The 17,807-nt window shown below is 66.5% G+C and carries 18 protein-coding genes and 1 riboswitch; of the genes, 9 read left to right on the top strand and 9 right to left on the bottom strand.

Features of this window, described 5'->3' with window-relative positions; all coding sequences use genetic code 11:
- Positions 1-248: 248 nt before the first annotated feature.
- Positions 249-1,610, bottom strand: a complete 1,362-nt coding sequence (locus ACE10X_RS16480) for a glycosyltransferase family 87 protein (RefSeq protein ID WP_375764304.1) — start codon at positions 1,608-1,610, stop codon at positions 249-251.
- 309 nt (positions 1,611-1,919) lie between these two features.
- Between ACE10X_RS16480 and ACE10X_RS16485 the strand changes: the two genes are divergently transcribed.
- Positions 1,920-2,528, top strand: coding sequence for a DUF4336 domain-containing protein (locus ACE10X_RS16485; protein ID WP_375764305.1), 609 nt, complete (start codon positions 1,920-1,922; stop codon positions 2,526-2,528).
- Between the two features lie 35 nt (positions 2,529-2,563).
- Here the strand turns inward: ACE10X_RS16485 and ACE10X_RS16490 are convergent, their stop codons facing one another.
- A complete protein-coding gene (locus tag ACE10X_RS16490; protein WP_038382108.1) occupies positions 2,564-3,487 on the bottom strand; it encodes a GlxA family transcriptional regulator in 924 nt (307 codons plus the stop codon).
- A 104-nt stretch (positions 3,488-3,591) separates the two neighbouring features.
- On the opposite strand from ACE10X_RS16490, the gene ACE10X_RS16495 reads away from it, so the two are divergent.
- A complete protein-coding gene (locus ACE10X_RS16495; RefSeq protein ID WP_375764306.1) occupies positions 3,592-4,419 on the top strand; it encodes a dienelactone hydrolase family protein in 828 nt (275 codons plus the stop codon).
- Here the strand turns inward: ACE10X_RS16495 and ACE10X_RS16500 are convergent.
- From ACE10X_RS16500 to cobU, 5 genes are read right to left on the bottom strand one after another with little or no spacing between them, the layout of a single operon-like run.
- A complete protein-coding gene (locus ACE10X_RS16500; protein ID WP_038382106.1) occupies positions 4,402-5,133 on the bottom strand; it encodes a CbtA family protein in 732 nt (243 codons plus the stop codon). The two genes, ACE10X_RS16495 and ACE10X_RS16500, sit on opposite strands and share 18 nt — an antisense overlap.
- A 10-nt stretch (positions 5,134-5,143) precedes the next feature.
- On the bottom strand, positions 5,144-5,353 hold the full coding sequence (locus ACE10X_RS16505) for a CbtB domain-containing protein (protein ID WP_038382105.1): 210 nt from the start codon (positions 5,351-5,353) through the stop codon (positions 5,144-5,146).
- Positions 5,350-5,694 (bottom strand): hypothetical protein, encoded by a 345-nt coding sequence (locus ACE10X_RS16510; protein WP_244435651.1) that lies wholly within the window; start codon positions 5,692-5,694, stop codon positions 5,350-5,352. The genes ACE10X_RS16505 and ACE10X_RS16510 overlap by 4 nt, the downstream gene beginning before the upstream one ends.
- Positions 5,672-6,304, bottom strand: a complete 633-nt coding sequence (gene bluB, locus ACE10X_RS16515) for a 5,6-dimethylbenzimidazole synthase (protein ID WP_038382114.1) — start codon at positions 6,302-6,304, stop codon at positions 5,672-5,674. The genes ACE10X_RS16510 and bluB overlap by 23 nt, the downstream gene beginning before the upstream one ends.
- 32 nt (positions 6,305-6,336) lie before the next feature.
- The gene (gene cobU, locus ACE10X_RS16520; protein WP_038382104.1) at positions 6,337-6,840 is read right to left on the bottom strand and encodes a bifunctional adenosylcobinamide kinase/adenosylcobinamide-phosphate guanylyltransferase; all 504 of its coding nucleotides are present in this window, start codon (positions 6,838-6,840) and stop codon (positions 6,337-6,339) included.
- Between the two features lie 148 nt (positions 6,841-6,988).
- Here cobU and cbiB point away from each other — a divergent pair, with 148 nt between their 5' ends.
- Both cbiB and cobD read left to right on the top strand, forming a co-directional pair.
- Positions 6,989-7,930: an adenosylcobinamide-phosphate synthase CbiB gene (gene cbiB, locus ACE10X_RS16525; protein WP_038382103.1), complete on the top strand. Its 942-nt coding sequence runs from the start codon at positions 6,989-6,991 to the stop codon at positions 7,928-7,930.
- 11 nt (positions 7,931-7,941) lie between these two features.
- Positions 7,942-8,907, top strand: a complete 966-nt coding sequence (cobD, locus tag ACE10X_RS16530; RefSeq protein WP_038382113.1) for a threonine-phosphate decarboxylase CobD — start codon at positions 7,942-7,944, stop codon at positions 8,905-8,907.
- Here the strand turns inward: cobD and ACE10X_RS16535 are convergent.
- Entirely contained in the window at positions 8,904-10,352 is a 1,449-nt protein-coding gene (locus ACE10X_RS16535; RefSeq protein ID WP_038382102.1) for a cobyric acid synthase, read from the bottom strand. The genes cobD and ACE10X_RS16535 overlap by 4 nt on opposite strands.
- A gap of 11 nt (positions 10,353-10,363) precedes the next feature.
- Positions 10,364-11,017 carry a cob(I)yrinic acid a,c-diamide adenosyltransferase gene (cobO, locus tag ACE10X_RS16540; protein WP_038382101.1) on the bottom strand — a complete coding sequence of 218 codons (654 nt, stop codon included), beginning with the start codon at positions 11,015-11,017 and terminating at the stop codon, positions 10,364-10,366.
- A gap of 36 nt (positions 11,018-11,053) precedes the next feature.
- Positions 11,054-11,269: riboswitch (cobalamin riboswitch) on the top strand.
- A 93-nt stretch (positions 11,270-11,362) separates the two neighbouring features.
- On the opposite strand from cobO, the gene ACE10X_RS16545 reads away from it, so the two are divergent.
- Genes ACE10X_RS16545 through ACE10X_RS16565 form a run of 5 tightly spaced genes read left to right on the top strand, consistent with a single transcriptional unit; the run spans position 11,363 to position 17,805 of the window.
- Positions 11,363-11,737 carry a DUF1636 domain-containing protein gene (locus ACE10X_RS16545; protein ID WP_028331460.1) on the top strand — a complete coding sequence of 125 codons (375 nt, stop codon included), beginning with the start codon at positions 11,363-11,365 and terminating at the stop codon, positions 11,735-11,737.
- Positions 11,734-12,768 (top strand): cobalamin biosynthesis protein CobW, encoded by a 1,035-nt coding sequence (cobW, locus tag ACE10X_RS16550; protein ID WP_038382100.1) that lies wholly within the window; start codon positions 11,734-11,736, stop codon positions 12,766-12,768. The genes ACE10X_RS16545 and cobW overlap by 4 nt, the downstream gene beginning before the upstream one ends.
- Positions 12,768-16,016, top strand: a complete 3,249-nt coding sequence (gene cobN / locus ACE10X_RS16555) for a cobaltochelatase subunit CobN (protein WP_304556393.1) — start codon at positions 12,768-12,770, stop codon at positions 16,014-16,016. Before cobW ends, cobN begins: the two co-directional genes overlap by 1 nt.
- Positions 16,013-17,176: a precorrin-3B synthase gene (gene cobG / locus ACE10X_RS16560; RefSeq protein WP_375764307.1), complete on the top strand. Its 1,164-nt coding sequence runs from the start codon at positions 16,013-16,015 to the stop codon at positions 17,174-17,176. The genes cobN and cobG overlap by 4 nt, the downstream gene beginning before the upstream one ends.
- Complete coding sequence (locus ACE10X_RS16565) at positions 17,176-17,805, top strand: precorrin-8X methylmutase (protein ID WP_038382096.1); 630 nt, start codon at positions 17,176-17,178, stop codon at positions 17,803-17,805. Before cobG ends, ACE10X_RS16565 begins: the two co-directional genes overlap by 1 nt.
- The last annotated feature ends 2 nt before the right edge of the window (positions 17,806-17,807 follow it).

The following is a 17,807-nucleotide window of genomic DNA, read 5'->3' on the forward strand; positions in this document are numbered from 1 at the left end:
GGACGTGCGGTTCGTCGCATTGCGGCGGTTACGGGCCGACATTGGTTTGTCGGATTCAACTGTCAAACAGCTTGTTCGGTGTCGTCCCTGCGAAAGCAGGGACCCATACTCCGCAGCGGGTGTTGGGAACGGGACTCGTCGTCCCAACATCGTTCAACAATCAGCATTTGTGGTTATGGGTCCCGGCTTTCGCAGGGACGACACCCAATATGGGTCGTCGTTTGTGGGTCATACCTTCGCTTAGGGCGTCAGGCCTGCACGATTTCGCCGTCCGAGGGCGGCAGATGCCTGATGCGGCGCACGACAAGAATGGCAACGGCCGCAGCGGCGATCGGTGCCAGTTGCAGGCCGTTTGCGCCCGCGGGCACCATGGCGAATGGCGTCAAATAAAGCGCAGCGAGGGCGATGCGTTCGTAGGGCAGCCAGCCCTGCGCAAGCGCCTGTGCGATCAGCCACGCGCCCGGGATCGCCAGGATCACGACCTCGTAGTTACCGAGGGACGGCACGCAAAGGCCGGTCATCGCCACCATCAACGCGATCTCGGCGGCGCCGCCGGGACGTTTTCGCAGCACCAGGATCAGGACGACGATCGCGATCGCGGCCGCGGTCACCTGGACGAGCCAGGCCGTGCTGCTGGATCCGCCGGCCAGCCTGACCGCGGCGTAGGGACTGGCGAACTTCTCGAAACCGGGTCCGCCGCCGAGGCTCCAGGCGCTTGCCTCCGGCAGAACGGCAACGAATTTGATCCATGGGTCGATCCCGAAGAGGGCGGTGGCCGCCAGCACAAGCACGAGCGTCGTTGCGGCCGCCGCGGCGAGCGCGCGCCAGCGCCGCGCCAGGATCAGCACCAGCGGCGCAAGCAGGGCGATCTGCGGCTTGTAGCTGAAGCAGCCGAGCAGCACGCCGGCGATCACCGGATAGCGGTCCAGCGTGACGGCCGATCCGCCGAGCAGGGCCGCCGAGAACAGCGAATTCTGTCCGAACAGCGCGCACACCCACACGGCGGGAAAGGCGAGCGCGGGAACGACGGAGCCACGCTCGAGCATGGCTCTCACCGCGGCCGCATAGGCGGCGCCGGTCGCGACGATCCAGATGACGGCGGCCGTTGCAAAGGGAACCAGTGCGAAGGGCAGCCAGAACAGCAGCGACGTCGGCGGGTAGAAGAACGGTGCGTAGGTGTTCTGACCGAGCACGGCCGCTACGGCGGCGCGGCCTGCGTCGCCATAGCCGTCGCCGGCGCGGCCTTCGAGCGCGAGCTTTGCCGCCGTCCAGAACGCCGCGAAATCATGGCCGACATCCATCGTCGGCGCAGCCCATGGGATGATCGCGATGCAGGCGATGAACAGGACGAGAAATACGCGGGTGAAGGCGGTGACACGGTCAGCCGTGAGCCAGTCGGCCTCACGCAGCGCGGACACCAGCGCGCCCGCGCCGGACCGCGGTAAATGCACAATTGCCGCCTGTGGCTGACCTACGGGCGCACTCGAGGTTCGGCCGATGGTTGCGTGCGGCATCACAGTGCCACGATCCGCGTCATTCGCCGCGAGGTGACGCGCGGCGTCATCAGCGAAGGCCAGCCCGTGTCCCTCGAGGTCCGACTTCTGCGACATCGGCCGCTTCATCCCAATCGCGTCGTGCACGCGCAACATTTGGATCAAATCGTCTAAGGTTGCGTAAACCCGATCGTTGCAATTGGCCGCGGCGCAATCGGAACCGATGATCGACATTGCCCCTTGTCCGCGGCCTGTCACGCCGGGCATGGTAAATGAACCCGCAACGCCGGTGGAGCGTGCGGGGTTGGATGCGACGCCCGACGGTCAAGGTTCATCGCGAATGGCGGTATTGCAGCAGTTCGGCCACGACATCTGGATTGCCGGGGGCCGAACCTTGCGGTCGCCGGGTTTCACTATCCGACCCGGATGGCCGTCGTCAGATTATCGGACGGCGGCCTTTTCATCTGGTCGCCGGTCCGGTGGACGGAGGAATTGCAGGCCGGCGTGGCGGCGCTCGGTCAGGTCAGGCACATCGTGGCGCCCAACTCGCTGCACCATCTGTTCCTCGCCGAATGGAAGCAGGCCTGTCCGGCCACTGTGCTCCACGCCCCGCCGGGCCTGCGCAAGCGGCGCCGCGACCTCGGCTTCGATGCCGATCTCGCGGACGCGCCGAGCCTCGACTGGGCCGGACAGATCGATCAGGTGGTGATGCGCGGCAACCTGATCACCACGGAGGTGGTGTTCTTCCATGTCGAAAGCGGCACCGTGCTGTTCACCGACTTGCTGCAGCAGATCCCTCCCGAACTGCTCTCCGGCTGGCGGGCGACGATCGCGAAACTCGACCTGATGGTCGGGCCGGAGCCCTCGGTGCCGCGCAAGTTCCGCGTAGCCTTCACGGGCCGCCGCGCCGCGCGTGCGGCCTTGCAAAGGATTCTGGCGTGGCCCGCCGAAAAGGTGCTGATGGCCCACGGAACGCCAGTCGAAAAGGATGCGCCGGCATTCTTGCGCCGCGCCTTCGCGTGGCTCTCGGCGTGATGATTTCATCGCGGATGTGGCGTCGTTGCGGATCATCAGCCTGAGCGGAAGTGCCGCGGCGAATGCCGCGTTTCGCGCCGGATCAGCCGGCGGAGGGTCGATGGCTCGGCATAGCCAACCTTGCCCGCGATCTCTTCGACCGACAGGCGCGTGGTCTCGAGCAGCGACCGCGCCGTCTCGATCCTGATGCGTTGCACGAATTGAATGGGCGACATGCCGCAGATCGACTCGAGCCGTCTGGCAAATGTCCGCGGTGCCAGCGCCACCGCGGTGGCGACGTCCCCTATCGTGAAGTCGCGCGCGATGTTGCTGCGCACCCATTTCTCGGCCCTGGCGACCTTGGGGTCCTGGCCGGCAAGATAATTGATCGCCATGAAGGGCACCTGCGAATGCCGCTCGCCAAGCAGCAGGTAGTTGGCGCAGCCCTTGGCCAGCGCCGGGCTGCCGAAACGCGTAATCACCGCAAGCATCAGGTCCATCTGCGCCATCGCAGCGCCGGCGGTTGCGATCGGCCAGTCGGCGACCACCATCCGCTCCGTCATCAGCTCGACATTCGGATAGCGTTGCCGAAACAGCGGCGCGAACCACCATGTCGTGGTCGCGCGCTTGCCGTCGAGCAGGCCGGTCTCCGCCAGCAGGAAACTGCTGGCGCAGGACGCGGCGAGCATCGCGCCGTTCGCGAACGCCGTGACCAGCATGTCGCGGGCGTGCCGACATGCCGGTGTCGCCAGCTTCCGCTCCAGTTCGCCGGCCGATGCCGAGCCGAGTCCGGGAACGATGACGAGGTCGGCGCCGCGCAATCGGCCGGCGTGCCGCCTCGGCCCATAACGCAGCGTCGTCACCTCGAAGCGCGCGCGCTTCGTCGTGCTGATCCGGTTGGCGATGGCCAGCACGTCGTGGGTGATGGCGGCCGCCGACGCGAGGCAGCCGTCGATCTCGACAACCGCGATCCTGGTCATGTCATAAAATCCGCGATCAATGTCATTTTTGACACTAGCTGCCCGGCCGGAAAATCGCAACTCTGACGCCAAGACGCTGCCGATCTCGATCAGGAGGACCGCCGATGCCGAACCGGCCGATGACCCAGGACGATCCGCTCGAGGATTTCGAGCGCCGCCAGATTACGCTCGATGGGGCCGGCAAGAGCGTCCATGTTGGCGGCAAAGGTCCTGCGGTGATCGTGATGGCGGAGATGCCGGGCATCAGCCCGCATGTGGCGCGCTTCACCCGCTGGGTTCGCGATGCCGGCTTCACCGTCTATATGCCGTCGCTGTTCGGCCGCGACGGCGCCGTCGCGAGCGCGGAGGAGGGCGCCGCGGTGTTTCAACGCGCCTGTGTCAGCGCGGAGTTTCGCGCGATGGCCGCAAACCAGTCCAGTCCCGTGACGCAATGGCTGCGCGCGCTGGCGCGATTTGCCCATGGCGAATGCGGCGGTCCCGGTGTCGGGGCCATCGGGATGTGCTTTACCGGCAATTTCGCGCTTACCATGATGCTGGAGCCGTCGATGCTGGCGCCGGTGCTTTCGCAGCCGTCATTGCCATTGAACGATCCGGCGGGGGTCGAGATCGCACCGGAGCAAATCAAGGCGGTGCGCGAGCGGCTGGAGCGTGAAGACCTGACCGTGCTGGCCTATCGCTTTGAGGGTGACAAGTTCTGCATGGCGCAGCGCTTTGCGGCCTATCGCGAGGCGCTCGGCGACCGATTCATCGGGCGGGTGCTTCCCGACAGCGCGGCGAACCGCGATGTGCCGCCGTTCTTCCGGAATTTCGTCACGACACCGCACAGCGTCGTGACGGTGCATCTGATCGACGAGGCCGGCCAGCCGATCATCGCGGCTCGCGATGAGATCCTGGCGTTTTTCCGGCAGCGGCTGTCACCCGTGAGCGGATGAGCCCGGCCGATCGAAATAGGCGAACGCGGCGCTCGTCAGGCCGCCGAGCAGGGACCAGAACACCAGACTGGTCAGCGTGACGGCGACCACGAACTGATGCGACAGGGACGAAGGCACGCTGGTCTCGACATGCTCCAGCTCGGGCGCGCCAATCAGATGCGGCAGCATGATCAGGACCACGCCGGCGATGGCGGCCGGCATCGAGCGCCGGAACACGATCAGTCCGAGGCCGGCTGCGGTCGCCAGCACCGCCGTCACCCACCAGATCTGGCGCGACAGCAATGGAGCGGTAGGAACGCCCGGCAATTCAGGCGGCAGTCCGAGGCCCGGAGCAATGGTGAAGACGGCAAAACCGGCAAGGCCCCACATCAAGCCTTCATGCCACGAGATCTGCTCGCCGGTCGCGCCGCTGCGCACCGCGAGGAAGCCGCAGAGCAGAAGCGCAAAACCGATCGCGGTCAGGATGTTTGCCCCCGCGGTATAGACGTTGCGTTCCAAACCGTCGCGCGGCTCCCAAGCCTCCGCGCCATGATCATGCACGAGGATCGCCTGCGGTGGCGCCGAGGCCTCGTGCTTGTGCGCGGCCGCCCTCTCATAGACCTCGGCCCTGAGGATCAGGGGAACGGTGCCGAACTGCTGGACCGCGGTGACGATCAGGCCGACGATGAATCCGGCAATGACCGACGAGAAGACGATCGAGCGAAACGTGCTCATGCAAAGGCGGTCAGTGGCAGGGGAAGGCGTTGGAATGGCGCACGTCATGCGCGGCGTTGTGGATCACGTCGATGTGCGAGAAGCCGACGACGCCGACGATGAACAGGCCGAGCGTCATGGCCATCAACGATTGCGCAAGCCGTCCGACCTGTCGGGTAGCGATCGGCAGCGTGACCTGAGCTCGAGTAACCTGGGTTTGCGCGGTCTGGGACTGGCTCATGGTCGTTCTCCACATTCGATTTGATCGGCTTCTAGCAGCTTTCGGGTGATGTCGCGACTGGTAAGATGCAAATTTGTTCCAAGGGGAATGCGCTTGCGCTCGATCTTGGCGCGCGCGGCTGCCCTGAAGGCTTGTTCAAACCGCCTGAAATGGGCAAGACACGCGTCCACCGTCGGATCGGTGCCGAGCAGCGTGCGAAAGGCGCCCCGATGCACCGCGCAGATCGCGCGGTGCTCCGGCACGGGAAAGACCAGCGAGGCGATGTCGGCGCGCCAGTGAACGCCGCCATTCGCGGCGGCGTCTTCTGTCGGTGCGCCGTCAGCGTCGGATGGTGAATTCATCCGGACCTCGCCGCGATTCCCACTTGGCCTGTTCGAGCTCCGGACGGTCGCACTCGGTCTGGGGGTAACCGACGCAGAGATAGCCGATAAATTTCCAGGAGACCGGGATTTCCAGAACGTCATGAATGCGTTCCGGATTGAGGATCGACACCCAGCCGATGCCGATGCCTTCGGCGCGCGCGGCAAGCCACATCGAGCAGATCGCGGCCACCACGGAATATTCCGACGTCTCCGGCATCGTCGCGCGGCCGAGACCGGCCCCGATCCGGTCGGTCTTCTCGGCGAACACGGCGAGATGGCCCGGCGCTTCCTCCAGGCCTGATAATTTCAACGCGGCATATTTTGCGGCGCGCTCGCCCGAATAGGACCGCAACGCATCGGCGTTGCAGGCCTTGAAGTCGTCGATGACAGCGCGGCGGCGTGCCTCGTCGTCGACAATGACGAACCGCCAGGGCTGGCTCAGGCCGACCGAAGGCGACAGGCAGGCGATCTCGATCAGCCGCTCGATCGTGTTATCCGGCAGCGGATCGGCCCGGAACCGCCGCACGTCGCGCCGCCACACGAACAGTTCGTGCAGTTGGCGGCGAAACGTATCGTCGAATGAGACCATCGCGGGGCCTTTGGCAGGATCGATCTCGGACTTCATTTAAGCTTCATCGGCAGGCCCGCTACGACGAACTCGGCCTCGTCGGCGATGCCGGCGATAGTCTGGTTCATGATTCCCGCGGCGTCGCGGAAAGTCCGCGCCAATGCATTGTCCGGCACGATGCCGAGACCGACCTCATTGGTGACCAGCACCACCGGGCCGCGCTGGCGCGACAGCGCATCCGCCAACCGCGTTACTTCCTGCGACCAGTCGCGCCCGGCATGCAGCAGATTGGATAGCCAGAGCGTCAGGCAATCGACCAACCTTGCACCAGCGCCATCGGTCTCAGACAGCACTTCAACGAGATCGAGTGGCACCTCGCGCTCGATCCAGTCGCTGCCGCGCCGCGCGCGATGTTTGGCGATCCGCTCATCCATTTCCGCATCGAGCGCCTCGGCGGTCGCGATATAGACCGGTTGCCCCGGAAAGCTGCGCGCACGAAGTTCGGCGCGCCGGCTTTTGCCGGACCGGGCTCCCCCCGTGATCAGAATGACGGCCATATCATCTCCTGTGCGACCGGTACGCACCTCGTTCGGAAACGCTCTAACCACCAATCGCGGAGAAAGACAAAGCCGAAATCCGTCACAGAGGGCTTGCGCTCGGCCGATGTCTTGCGCATCAGGGGGATCGCGGCGAGGAGCGGGTTAAGTGGGTTTTGCGGGAGCGATGGCGGTGGCGATGGCGGTGGATGCCCTGATCGGCTGGCCGTCCGCGCTGTTTGCCCGCATCGGCCATCCCGTGACCTGGCTCGGCCGGCTGATCCATCTTGTCGATAGCGCCTGGAACCGCGCCTCCGATCCGCCGGCGTTTCGGCGCGTGGCTGGCGTCGCGGCTGCGATCTCGGTGATCGCGCTGGCGGTGGCGCTCGGTTGGGCCGTTCAGTTCGTGCTCGCATCCGGATGGGTTCGCGTTGTCCTCGTCGGTGTCCTGGCATGGCCGCTGGTTGCCGTGCGCTCGCTGCATGACCATGTCGCCGCGGTGGCAAGTCCTTTGGCAGCCGGCGACATCACGGCCGCGCGTTTGGCGGTCGCGCAGATTGTCGGGCGTGATCCGGCTACGCTCGACGATTCCGGCATCGCGCGCGCCACCATCGAGAGCCTTGCCGAGAATGCATCCGACGGCATCGTGGCGCCGGTGTTCTGGGGCGCGCTGTTCGGCCTGCCGGGGATCCTTGGCTACAAGGCGATCAACACGCTGGACTCGATGATCGGCCACCGCACCGAGCGGCACGAAGCCTTTGGCTGGGCGGCCGCCCGGATCGACGATCTCGCCAATCTCGTTCCGGCCCGGCTGACCGGGCTTCTGTTCGTGCTGCTCGCGCCGAACCGTTCGCAGGCGTGGTCATGCATGTTGCGCGATGCGCATCGACATCGCTCGCCGAATGCCGGCTGGCCGGAAGCGGCGATGGCCGGCGCGCTCGGCATCCGGCTCAGCGGTCCCCGCATCTATCACGGTCACGTCGCCGATGAGCCCTGGCTGAACGAGGGCGCGCGCGATCCGGCCGCCGCTGACGTCCTCATCGGGCTGAAGCTCTATCGCTACGCCATGGTGCTGTTGGCTGCGGCGTTCGCCGCCCTGGCGTTGACGTGAAGGAGCGGCGCATGCGTGAGCACGGCGGGAATCTTGATGTCGCCCAGCAGCGCTTCGGCGGCGCCGCGGACGACTGGATCGACTTGTCGACCGGGATCAATCGGGTGCCGTATCCCCTGGTCGATGTCGAACCGCGACAGTGGAGCGCGCTGCCGTCGCGATCCGATCTTGAATCGCTGCACGACGCCGCGCGGCAGGCCTATGCCACCGACGCGCCGATGATGGCGATGGGTGGTGCGCAGGCCGCCATTCAGTTGCTGCCGCATCTGGCGCTCAAGGGGCGGGCGCGGATCGTGGCGCCGACCTACAATGAGTATGCCGCGGTGTTGTCGGCCGCCGGCTGGGACGTCGCCGAGGTGTCTGATCTCGCCGCGCTCGCGGGAGCGGACATTGCGATCGTCGTCAATCCGAACAATCCCGATGGACGACGCCATGATCGGCAGGAGTTGCTGGCACTGCTGCCGCGCGTTGGCCGGCTCGTCGTCGACGAGAGTTTTGCGGACGCCGTTCCTGACCTGTCCCTTGCACCGGAAGCAGGACGCGCGGGGCTCTTGATCCTGCGCTCATTTGGCAAGTTTTACGGACTTGCCGGCCTGCGCCTCGGCTTCGCTCTCGGCAGCGAGGCTGATATCGCCGCGCTTGCCGCGATGGCGGGCCCATGGCCGGTTTCGGGCGCCGCGATTGCGATCGGACGGCGCGCGTTGCTTGATCGCGATTGGGCAGAGGCGACAACCGCGCGGCTCGCGGACGACTGCGTCAGGCTCGACGCGGCAGCGCGATCGCAGGGCTGGACGCTGCTCGGCGGCACGCCGCTGTTCCGGCTTTATGAGGTCGGCGATGCACTGGCCGCGCAGGCGAAGCTTGCCCGCGGCCAGATTTGGTCGCGTGCCTTCCGGCAAAAGCCGGGATGGTTGCGGCTCGGCTTGCCGGGCGGCGAGGCCGAATGGTCTCGCCTTTCCGCTGTGCTGTCGGTTTAACGCGCCAGCGCGAGCAGGCCTTCGATATCGAGATGGGTCTCGATGTGCTCGGCAAGCGCATCGAGTGCGCTCTCGACCCTGGCGCCGTAGGGCCGATCGGCCGCCGCGATGTCGAGTTGCGCGAGGAAAGCCTTGCGAAATTCGTCCGAGGCGAACAGGCCGTGCAGATAGCTGCCGTGAACGCGCCCGTCGCTCGAAATGGCGCCTTCCGGCGCGCCGCCAAGCGATGCAAAGGGCCGCGCGCGATCCGGCCCGTCGGTGCGCCCGATATGGATTTCGTAGGCGGAGATCGGCTGGTTGGTCGCAGCATGCACCGCACTGACGCGCGTCAGCGTCTTGTGTTCGGTCATCGTGGTCGTGACATCGAGCAGCCCGAGGCCGCGCGTTTCGCCGGCAGGACCCTCGATCCCATCGGGATCGGCGACGGTGTGCCCGAGCATCTGGTAGCCGCCGCACAGGCCGAGGACATGGCCGCCGCGGCGATGATGCGCCAAGAGATCGATGTCCCAGCCCTGCGCGCGCAGGAACGCGAGATCGCCGCGGGTCGATTTCGAGCCGGGCAGGATGACGAGCTTCGCATCACCCGGGATGGCTTCGCCTGGACGTACCATCACGATATCGACGCCGGGCTCGAGCTTCAGCGGATCGAGGTCGTCGAAATTGGCAATCCGCGACAGCGCAAGGAATGCGATCTTGCGCTGACCGGGCTTGCGCGCCTCGCCGAGCCCGAGCGCATCTTCGGCCGGAAGCTCGCCGGCGCGGACGAACCAGGGCAGCACGCCAAAGCCGCGCCACGCCGTGCGCTCTTCGATCAGCCGGTAGCCGTCATCGAACAATGTCGGATCGCCGCGGAATTTGTTGATGACGAAGCCCTGGATCATCGCGGCATCATCAGGATCGATCACGGTCTTGATGCCGACCAGCTGCGCGATCACGCCGCCGCGGTCGATGTCGCCGACCAGCACCACGGGCACATCGGCTTTGCGCGCAAACCCCATATTGGCGATATCGGACTTGCGTAAGTTGACCTCGGCGGGGCTGCCGGCACCCTCGACCAGCACCAGATCGGCGCGCGCCTTCAGGCGCGCAAAACTCTCCAGCACCGCGGCCATCAATGATGGTTTCATGCCGGCATATTCGCGCGCGCGTGCGGTGGCGATCCGTTTGCCGTGCACGATGATCTGGGCGCCGACATCGGTCTCGGGCTTGAGCAGCACCGGGTTCATGTCGGTGTGCGGCTCGACGCCGGCGGCGAGCGCCTGCAACGCCTGCGCGCGGCCGATCTCGCCGCCGTCGACGGTCACGGCGGCGTTGTTCGACATGTTCTGCGGCTTGAACGGCAGCACGCGCAGGCCGCGCCGTCTGGCCGCGCGGGCGAGGCCGGCGACGATGAGCGACTTGCCCACGTCCGAGCCGGCTCCCTGGATCATCAATGCGCGCGCCATGGTGATGTCTGTCAGAACTCGACGCCCGGCTGGGCCTTGATGCCGGAGCGGAACGGATGTTTCACCAGCGTCATCTCGGTGACGAGGTCGGCAATCTCGATCAGCTCCTCCTTGGCATTGCGTCCGGTGAGCACGACATGGGTCATCGGCGGCTTCGATGTGGTCAGGAAGTCGACGACATCGGCGATCGCGAGGTAATCGTAGCGTAGCGCGATGTTGATCTCGTCGAGCACGACCATGCGCAGGCTCGGGTCTGCGATCAGCTGCTTGGCCTTCTCCCAGCCGGCTTGCGCTGCCGCTATGTCGCGGGCGCGATCCTGCGTCTCCCAGGTAAAGCCTTCGCCCATGGCGTGGAATTGACAGAGATCGCCGAAATGCCCGGTGAGCAGGCGGCGCTCGCCGGTATCCCAGGCGCCCTTGATGAACTGCACCACGGCGCAGGGGAAGCCGTGCGCCACACAGCGCACGATCATGCCGAACGCGGAGGAGGATTTTCCTTTGCCGGCGCCGGTATGAACGATGATCAGGCCCTTTTCACCGCTCTTGGTCGCCATGATGCGGTCGCGGGCGGCCTTCTTTTTCGCCATCTTGTCCGCGTGGCGCGCATCCAGCGAAGAATCGGTGCCGACGGCGCCGTCCGCAGCGTCGTTTCCATCTGAAGTCATCACGTTCCTTCGGCTTGACAAGTGCGAGGCTTGGACGAATGGTGGGCTCGCGTTGGTTCCTGTCCTACGACAGGCGAAGAGGGAATGCGATAGGGCTATGACCGCAAGGTTTGCCCGAAGCGCAGCCGCCCCCGCGACCGTGACCGGAGAGATGCCCAAGCCACTGATTCCATACGGAGTCGGGAAGGTGGGCATCGAAGGGTAAAACCTGCTCCGCAAGCCGGGAGACCTGCCAACGCAGCATGTTGTGAGACCGGCGGACGGGGTGTTCCGCGACGGGGAACGAACCTGTCCAAAATCGGTTCGTGTGCCTCATCGCTTCCCGCTGTCAATCCAGGAAGGGCGATGAGCGTTACACTTCATGTCTGCATCACTTGCCGCGCCGGCCAGACACCGGCGGAAGGCGAGCTCGCGCCCGGTGCGCGCCTGCATGCCGCGCTTGTCGAGGCCGGCGTGCCCGACGACGTCAATCTGGTTCCCGTCGCGTGCCTGTCGGCCTGCAGCCAAGGTTGCTCGGTCGCGCTCAGCGCGCCGGGGCGGTGGTCCTATGTCTACGGCCGCTTGTCCGCCGACAATGCCGCGGATGTGATCGCCGGTGCCTCCGCCTATGCGGCGGCGCCTGACGGCATCGTGCCGTGGCGCAGCCGTCCGGAAATCTTCCGCAAGCAATCGCTCGCCCGCATTCCACCTCTTCCCGTCGTGCCGGAGGCCGCAGAATGACCACGCTCGCCAAAATTCCGGTCACCGTCGTGACCGGCTTTCTCGGCTCCGGCAAGACGACGCTGATCCAGCATCTGATCCGCAACGCCAACGGCAAGAAGCTCGCGGTGCTGGTCAACGAATTCGGCAGCGAAGGCGTCGACGGCGACATCCTGAAGTCGTGCGCCGACGCCAATTGTCCGGCCGAGAACATCGTCGAGCTCGCCAATGGCTGCATCTGCTGCACCGTCGCCGATGATTTCATCCCGGCGATGGAGCAGTTGCTGGCGCGGAATGTGAAGCCCGATCACATCGTGATCGAGACCTCAGGGCTCGCGCTGCCGAAGCCGCTGCTGAAAGCGTTCGACTGGCCGGAGATCCGCTCGCGGATCACGGTCGACGGCGTGATCGCGCTCGCCGACGCCGAGGCTGTCGCTGCCGGCCGTTTTGCGCCTGATCCGGTCGCGGTGGATGCGCAGCGTGCAGCGGACGACAATCTCGACCACGAGACGCCGCTGTCGGAGGTGTTCGAGGACCAGATCGCCTGCGCCGATCTCGTGTTGCTGACCAAGGCCGACCTTGCCGGGGCGGAGGGGATCAAGGCAGCGAAAGCGGTGATCGCGGCCGAGATGCCGCGCGAGGTGCCGATGCTGCCCGTCGTCGACGGCACGATCGACGCGCGCGTGATCCTCGGGCTCGAGGCGGCGGCGGAAAACGATCTCGCGGCGCGGCCGTCGCATCACGATGGCGAGAAGGAACACGAGCACGACGATTTCAATTCCGTGGTGATCGATCTTCCGGAAGTTTCGGATGTCGACGCGCTGGTCGCCTCGATCAAGGGATTGGCGCGCGAGCAGAATGTGCTGCGCGCCAAGGGCTACATCGCGGTCGAAGGCAAGCCGATGCGGCTGCTGGTGCAATCGGTCGGCGAGCGGGTGCGGCATCAGTTCGACATGCCCTGGGGCGCCCGGGTGCGGCAGTCGAAGCTCGTCGTGATCGGCGAACATGCCGACATCGACGAAGCCGCGATCAGGGCACGGCTTGGTGTCTGATGCACGTCGTCTTCCGCGAGAGCCGCGGCCTTGAGGAGACCGCGACGCCAAGGGACCTCGGCCAGGATCCGGCCGATCTCGTGGTGTTGTCGTTTTCCGACAGCGATCTTGCTGCCTTCGCGGCCGGCTGGCGGCGCGGCCGCGCTGCGTTGCCGTCGCTGCGGCTCGCCAATCTCGCGGAGCTGCGCCACCCGCTGTCGGTCGACACCTATATCGAGCGGACGCTCGCGCACGCGCGCGGCATCCTGGTGCGGCTGATCGGCGGCGAACCCTATTGGCCGTACGGGCTGGCCGCGGTGCATCGGCTGGCGAAGGAGCGCGGCATCGCCCTGGTGGTGCTGCCGGCCGATGGCCGCGACGATCTGCGGCTGGATGCATTCTCGACCTTGCCGGTCTCGACGCTGCGCCGTCTCAAGGCGCTGTGCGACAAGGGCGGCGCCGTTGCCGCGCAGGCCGTGATCGCGCAGCTGGCGCTGGCGTCCGGACTCTATGCCGGGCCTGTGGTCGGCGAAATCGATCTTCCCGAGATTGGCGTCTACGATTCCCGGCGCGGTGCCATCACGGCGTTGCCGGCACCGGACGGCCGGCCGCGGGTGCTGGTGACGTTTTATCGTTCTTATCTTGCGGCCGGTGATACGGCGCCGGTCGATGCATTGATCGATGCATTACGCGAGAGGGGCTTTGATGCCCACGGCGTGTTTGTCGCCTCATTGAAGGCGGCGGGCGTGGCAGATTGGCTGCGTATTCAGTTTGCGCAATGCGTTCCAGCGGCGATCGTCAATGCGACCGCGTTCTCCGCGGCCGGTGACGACGGCACGACGCCGTTCGACGTTGCATCATGCCCGGTGTTCCAGGTCGCTTTGTCGACCGCAAGGCGCGAGGATTGGGCCTTGTCGCTCCGCGGGCTCTCGCCCGGCGATCTCGCGATGCATGTGGTGCTGCCGGAGGTCGACGGCCGCCTGTTCACAGGCGTCGTCAGCTTCAAATCGCCTGGTGAGCACGATCCCGAGCTGCAGTTCACGCATCTTGCACATCGAGCGGACGCCGAGCGCGTCGCTGCAATTGCCGCACGCGTGGCTGCCTGGCATCGGCTTGCCGGCAAGCCGGCACAGGAGAAGCGGCTTGCGCTGGTGCTCTCGAATTATCCGGGCCGTCCGCATCAGATCGCGCATGCCGTCGGCCTCGATGCACTGGCCTCGGTCGAGGCGTTGCTGACGGATCTCGCAGCTTCCGGATTCGATCTTGAGTCGGTGGGATCGCTGGGCGACGTTCTGTTGCGCCGGAAGTTGATATGGGGCGTGGCCGAGTATCGCGCGGCAATCTCCAGCCTTCCGCAGCAACTCCAGGACGACCTTGTGCGCGCATGGGGCGCGCCGGAGGATGATCCCGATTGCCGTGACGGCGCATTTCATTTCGCGGCGATCTGCTGCGGCAAATCGGTCATTGCCGTTCAGCCGGAGCGCGGTGAGGTCGGTCAGCGCGACGCCGATTATCACGATCTGGCGCGCACGCCGCGCCATGCCTATGTCGCGTTCTATCTGTGGCTCAGGCGGCAAGGCATCGATGCCGTCGTCCACATGGGCGCGCATGGCACGCTGGAATGGCTGCCGGGCAAGTCGGTTGCGCTGTCATCCGCATGCTGGCCGGAGGCGCTGATCGGCGATCTGCCTGTTGTCTATCCCTTCATCGTCAACGATCCCGGCGAGGCCGCGCAGGCCAAGCGCCGGATCGGTGCCGTGACGATCGGTCATCTGCCGCCGCCGCTCGCGCCAGCGGCGCTGCCACAAGCCCTGCGCCGGCTTGAGCAGCTGCTTGATGAATACTCCACCGCCGATGGTCTCGATCCGGCGCGGCGGCAGCGCCTGATCGCCGCGATCCGTGAGGAAGCGCGGATCGCGGGCCTGGAGGACGATCTCGGTCTCGCGACGTCGGTCTCGGCGGCCGAGGCCATTCCGCAGATCGATCGTTTCGTCTGCGATCTCAAGGAAAGCCAGTTCGGCGACGGCCTGCATGTGTTCGGGCAGGGCGCCTGCGGCGAGGCGGAGAAGGCCGCGCTGCGCGATGCGCTCGCCGGCCGGTACATTGCGCCGGGGCCGTCGGGCTCGCCCTATCGCGGGCGCAGCGACGTGCTGCCGACTGGGCGCAATCTGTTTGCCGTCGATCCTCGGGCCGTGCCAACGCCGTCGGCGCATGCGCAGGGCGTGAAGCTCGCCGAGGAGCTGCTGCGCCGTCACTTGCAGGATCACGGCGACTGGCCGAAGGGACTCGTGGTCGACCTCTGGGGCTCCTCGACGATGCGCACCGCGGGCGAGGATTTTGCGATGGCCCTGCACCTCGCCGGCATCGCGCCGCGCTGGGATCACGGCTCGGGGCGGGTGTCGGGCTACGACATCATCGCGCCGGCGGAGCTCGGCCGGCCGCGCATCGACGTGACGCTGCGCGTGTCGGGGCTGTTCCGCGACGTCTTCTCAGGGCTGGCCCAGTTGTTCGAAGCCGCGGCGGAGACGTTGTCCGAACGCAGCGACGAGGCGGACGAGAATCCTTACCGAGAGCGCGTCTCGCGCGTGTTCGGTCCTCGTCCCGGACATTACGGCGTTGGCATTGCGTCGCTGTCAGATGTCTTCACCGAGGAGGCGCGCGAGGCGGCCGGCGAAGCCTGGCTGTCGGCATCGTCGTGGGCCCTCGCATCCGATGGCGAGATGCGGCCCGATCGCGCCGGCATCGAGGCGCGGCTCGCGGCTGCGGACAGCTTTGTTCACACCCAGGATTTGCCGGAGACCGATCTGTTGCTGGCGGCGGACTATGCCGCGCACGAGGCGGGTATCGCGGCGGCGGCCCGGCGCCTTGGCACAAAAGTTCCGTCGCTCTATCACCTCGATGCGACGCGGCCGGATCAGCCGCATGCCCGCGCGTTGACCGAAGAAATCTCACGCGTGGTGCGGGCGCGCGCGGCCAACCCTGCATGGATCGCGGGCATGATGCGCCATGGCTTCCGTGGCGCCGCCGAGATCTCGGCGACGCTGGAGCACATGGCTGCGTTCGCCCATCTCGCCGGCGCAGTGCCGGCGCATCTGTTCGATCTTTACTACGATGAGACGCTCGGCAATGACGAGGTTCGCGGCTTCATGGCACGCGAGAACCCGGCGGCGCTGGCGGCGATCGAGACCTGCTTCACGAGGTTGCATGAGGCGTCGCTGTGGCAGACGCGGCGCAATTCGATTGCGGCTGCGCTGCAGGAGGCCTCATGAGCGCGGTTGCCGTCAAGGGTTGGTGTCCCGGCGCGCTGCGGCCGATGCTATCGGGAGATGGTCTCGTGGTGCGCGTTCGCCCGCGCGCCGGATGGCTGGACGCGGCGCAGGGTGCGAGAATCGCCGAGCTGGCGGCGCGATACGGCAACGGCCTGATCGACCTGACCAGCCGCGCCAATCTCCAGATCCGCGGCGTCAGCGATGAAGCTTATCCGTCCCTGGTCGATGGGCTCGCTGAGCTCGGGTTGCTGGACACGGACTCGAATACCGAGGCGCGGCGCAACATTCTGGTGACGCCGTTCTGGACTGCCGCCGACGAGACGCGCTCGCTCGCGACCGAGCTTGAGCAGGTGCTTGCCAGTGCCTCGCTTGATCCTCCAACCAAGTTCGGCTTCGCAATCGATGATGGCGATGCGCGGATGCTGGCGCGCGCGTCCGCCGATATCAGGATCGAGCGCGATCGCAACGGCGGACTGCTGGTACGGGCCGATGGCGCACAGCGCGGGCTTTCGGTCAGGCGGAGCGAGGCTGTGCAGGCGGCGCTGGCGCTGGCCGAGTGGTTCGTTGCTTCCGGCGGAGCCAGGGGTGAGAAAAAGCGGATGGCGGCTCATCTGGTCGGCGGTGCGAGCATTCCCGAGACACTTCGCGGCGATGCCGAGCCCGTGGCCCGATCGGCGGACCCTGCGCCTGGCCTCTATCCGACGGGCGCGATGGTTGGCGTCGCCTTCGGGCAGATGCCGCACCAGACGCTCAGCGATCTTGCCGGGAGTGCACCAGCTCTTCGCATGACGCCGTGGCGGATGATGCTGGTGGAGGGGATGCGCGAGATGCCCCGTGGGGCGGACCTCGTGACTGATGCCGGTGATCCCAGGCTGCGCGTGGTCGCCTGCAGCGGTGCGCCGCGCTGCGGCGAGGCGCATGCCGATACGCGTATACTGGCGTCGGCGCTGGCGCGGCACATCCCACCCGATGCGCGGCTTCACGTCTCCGGCTGCGCCAAGGGCTGTGCCCATTCCGGTTCTACGGATGTCACCCTCGTTGCGACAGCCGACGGCTTTAACCTGATCCGCCGCGGCACGACGCGGGATGCGCCGGTCATCCGAGGGCTGACCAGTTCGTACCTCGTCGCAAATCCCTCCGTGCTGACGGGAGGCCATTGATGCCGCACGTCTACGAAACCGACGGCCCGACGATCTATCGCCAGTCCTTTGCCACCATCCGCTCCGAGGCCGACCTTGCCCGCTTCACTCCAGACGAAGAGCCGGTGGTCGTGCGCATGATCCATGCCGCCGGCATGGTGGGCCTGGAAGCGCATGTGCGCTTCACATCAGGCATGGCTGCGTGCGCGCGAGCCGCCTTGCAGGAGGGCGCGCCGATCCTCTGCGACGCGCGCATGGTGTCGGAAGGAATTACGCGCGCGCGGCTGCCGGCCGGCAATGCGGTCATCTGCACGCTTGGTGATGTCAAGGTACCTGCACTCGCGCAATCGATGCGCAACACGCGTTCCGCGGCGGCGCTCGAGCTGTGGCGGCCGCATCTGGGCGGCGCCATCGTCGCGATCGGCAATGCGCCGACGGCGCTGTTTCATCTGCTCAACATGCTGGAGGATGCCGATTGCCCAAGGCCGGCGGCGATCATCGGCTGTCCGGTCGGCTTTGTCGGCGCGGCGGAATCCAAGGCGGCATTGATGGCTGAGCCCCCGGTGCCGGCGCTGACTGTCGAGGGACGACTTGGTGGTTCGGCGATCACGGTTGCCGCCGTCAATGCGCTGGCGAGCCGGAGCGAATAGCG

This window comes from Bradyrhizobium sp. Pha-3 (genome assembly GCF_042258325.1).
GTDB classification, from domain to species: domain Bacteria; phylum Pseudomonadota; class Alphaproteobacteria; order Rhizobiales; family Xanthobacteraceae; genus Bradyrhizobium; species Bradyrhizobium elkanii.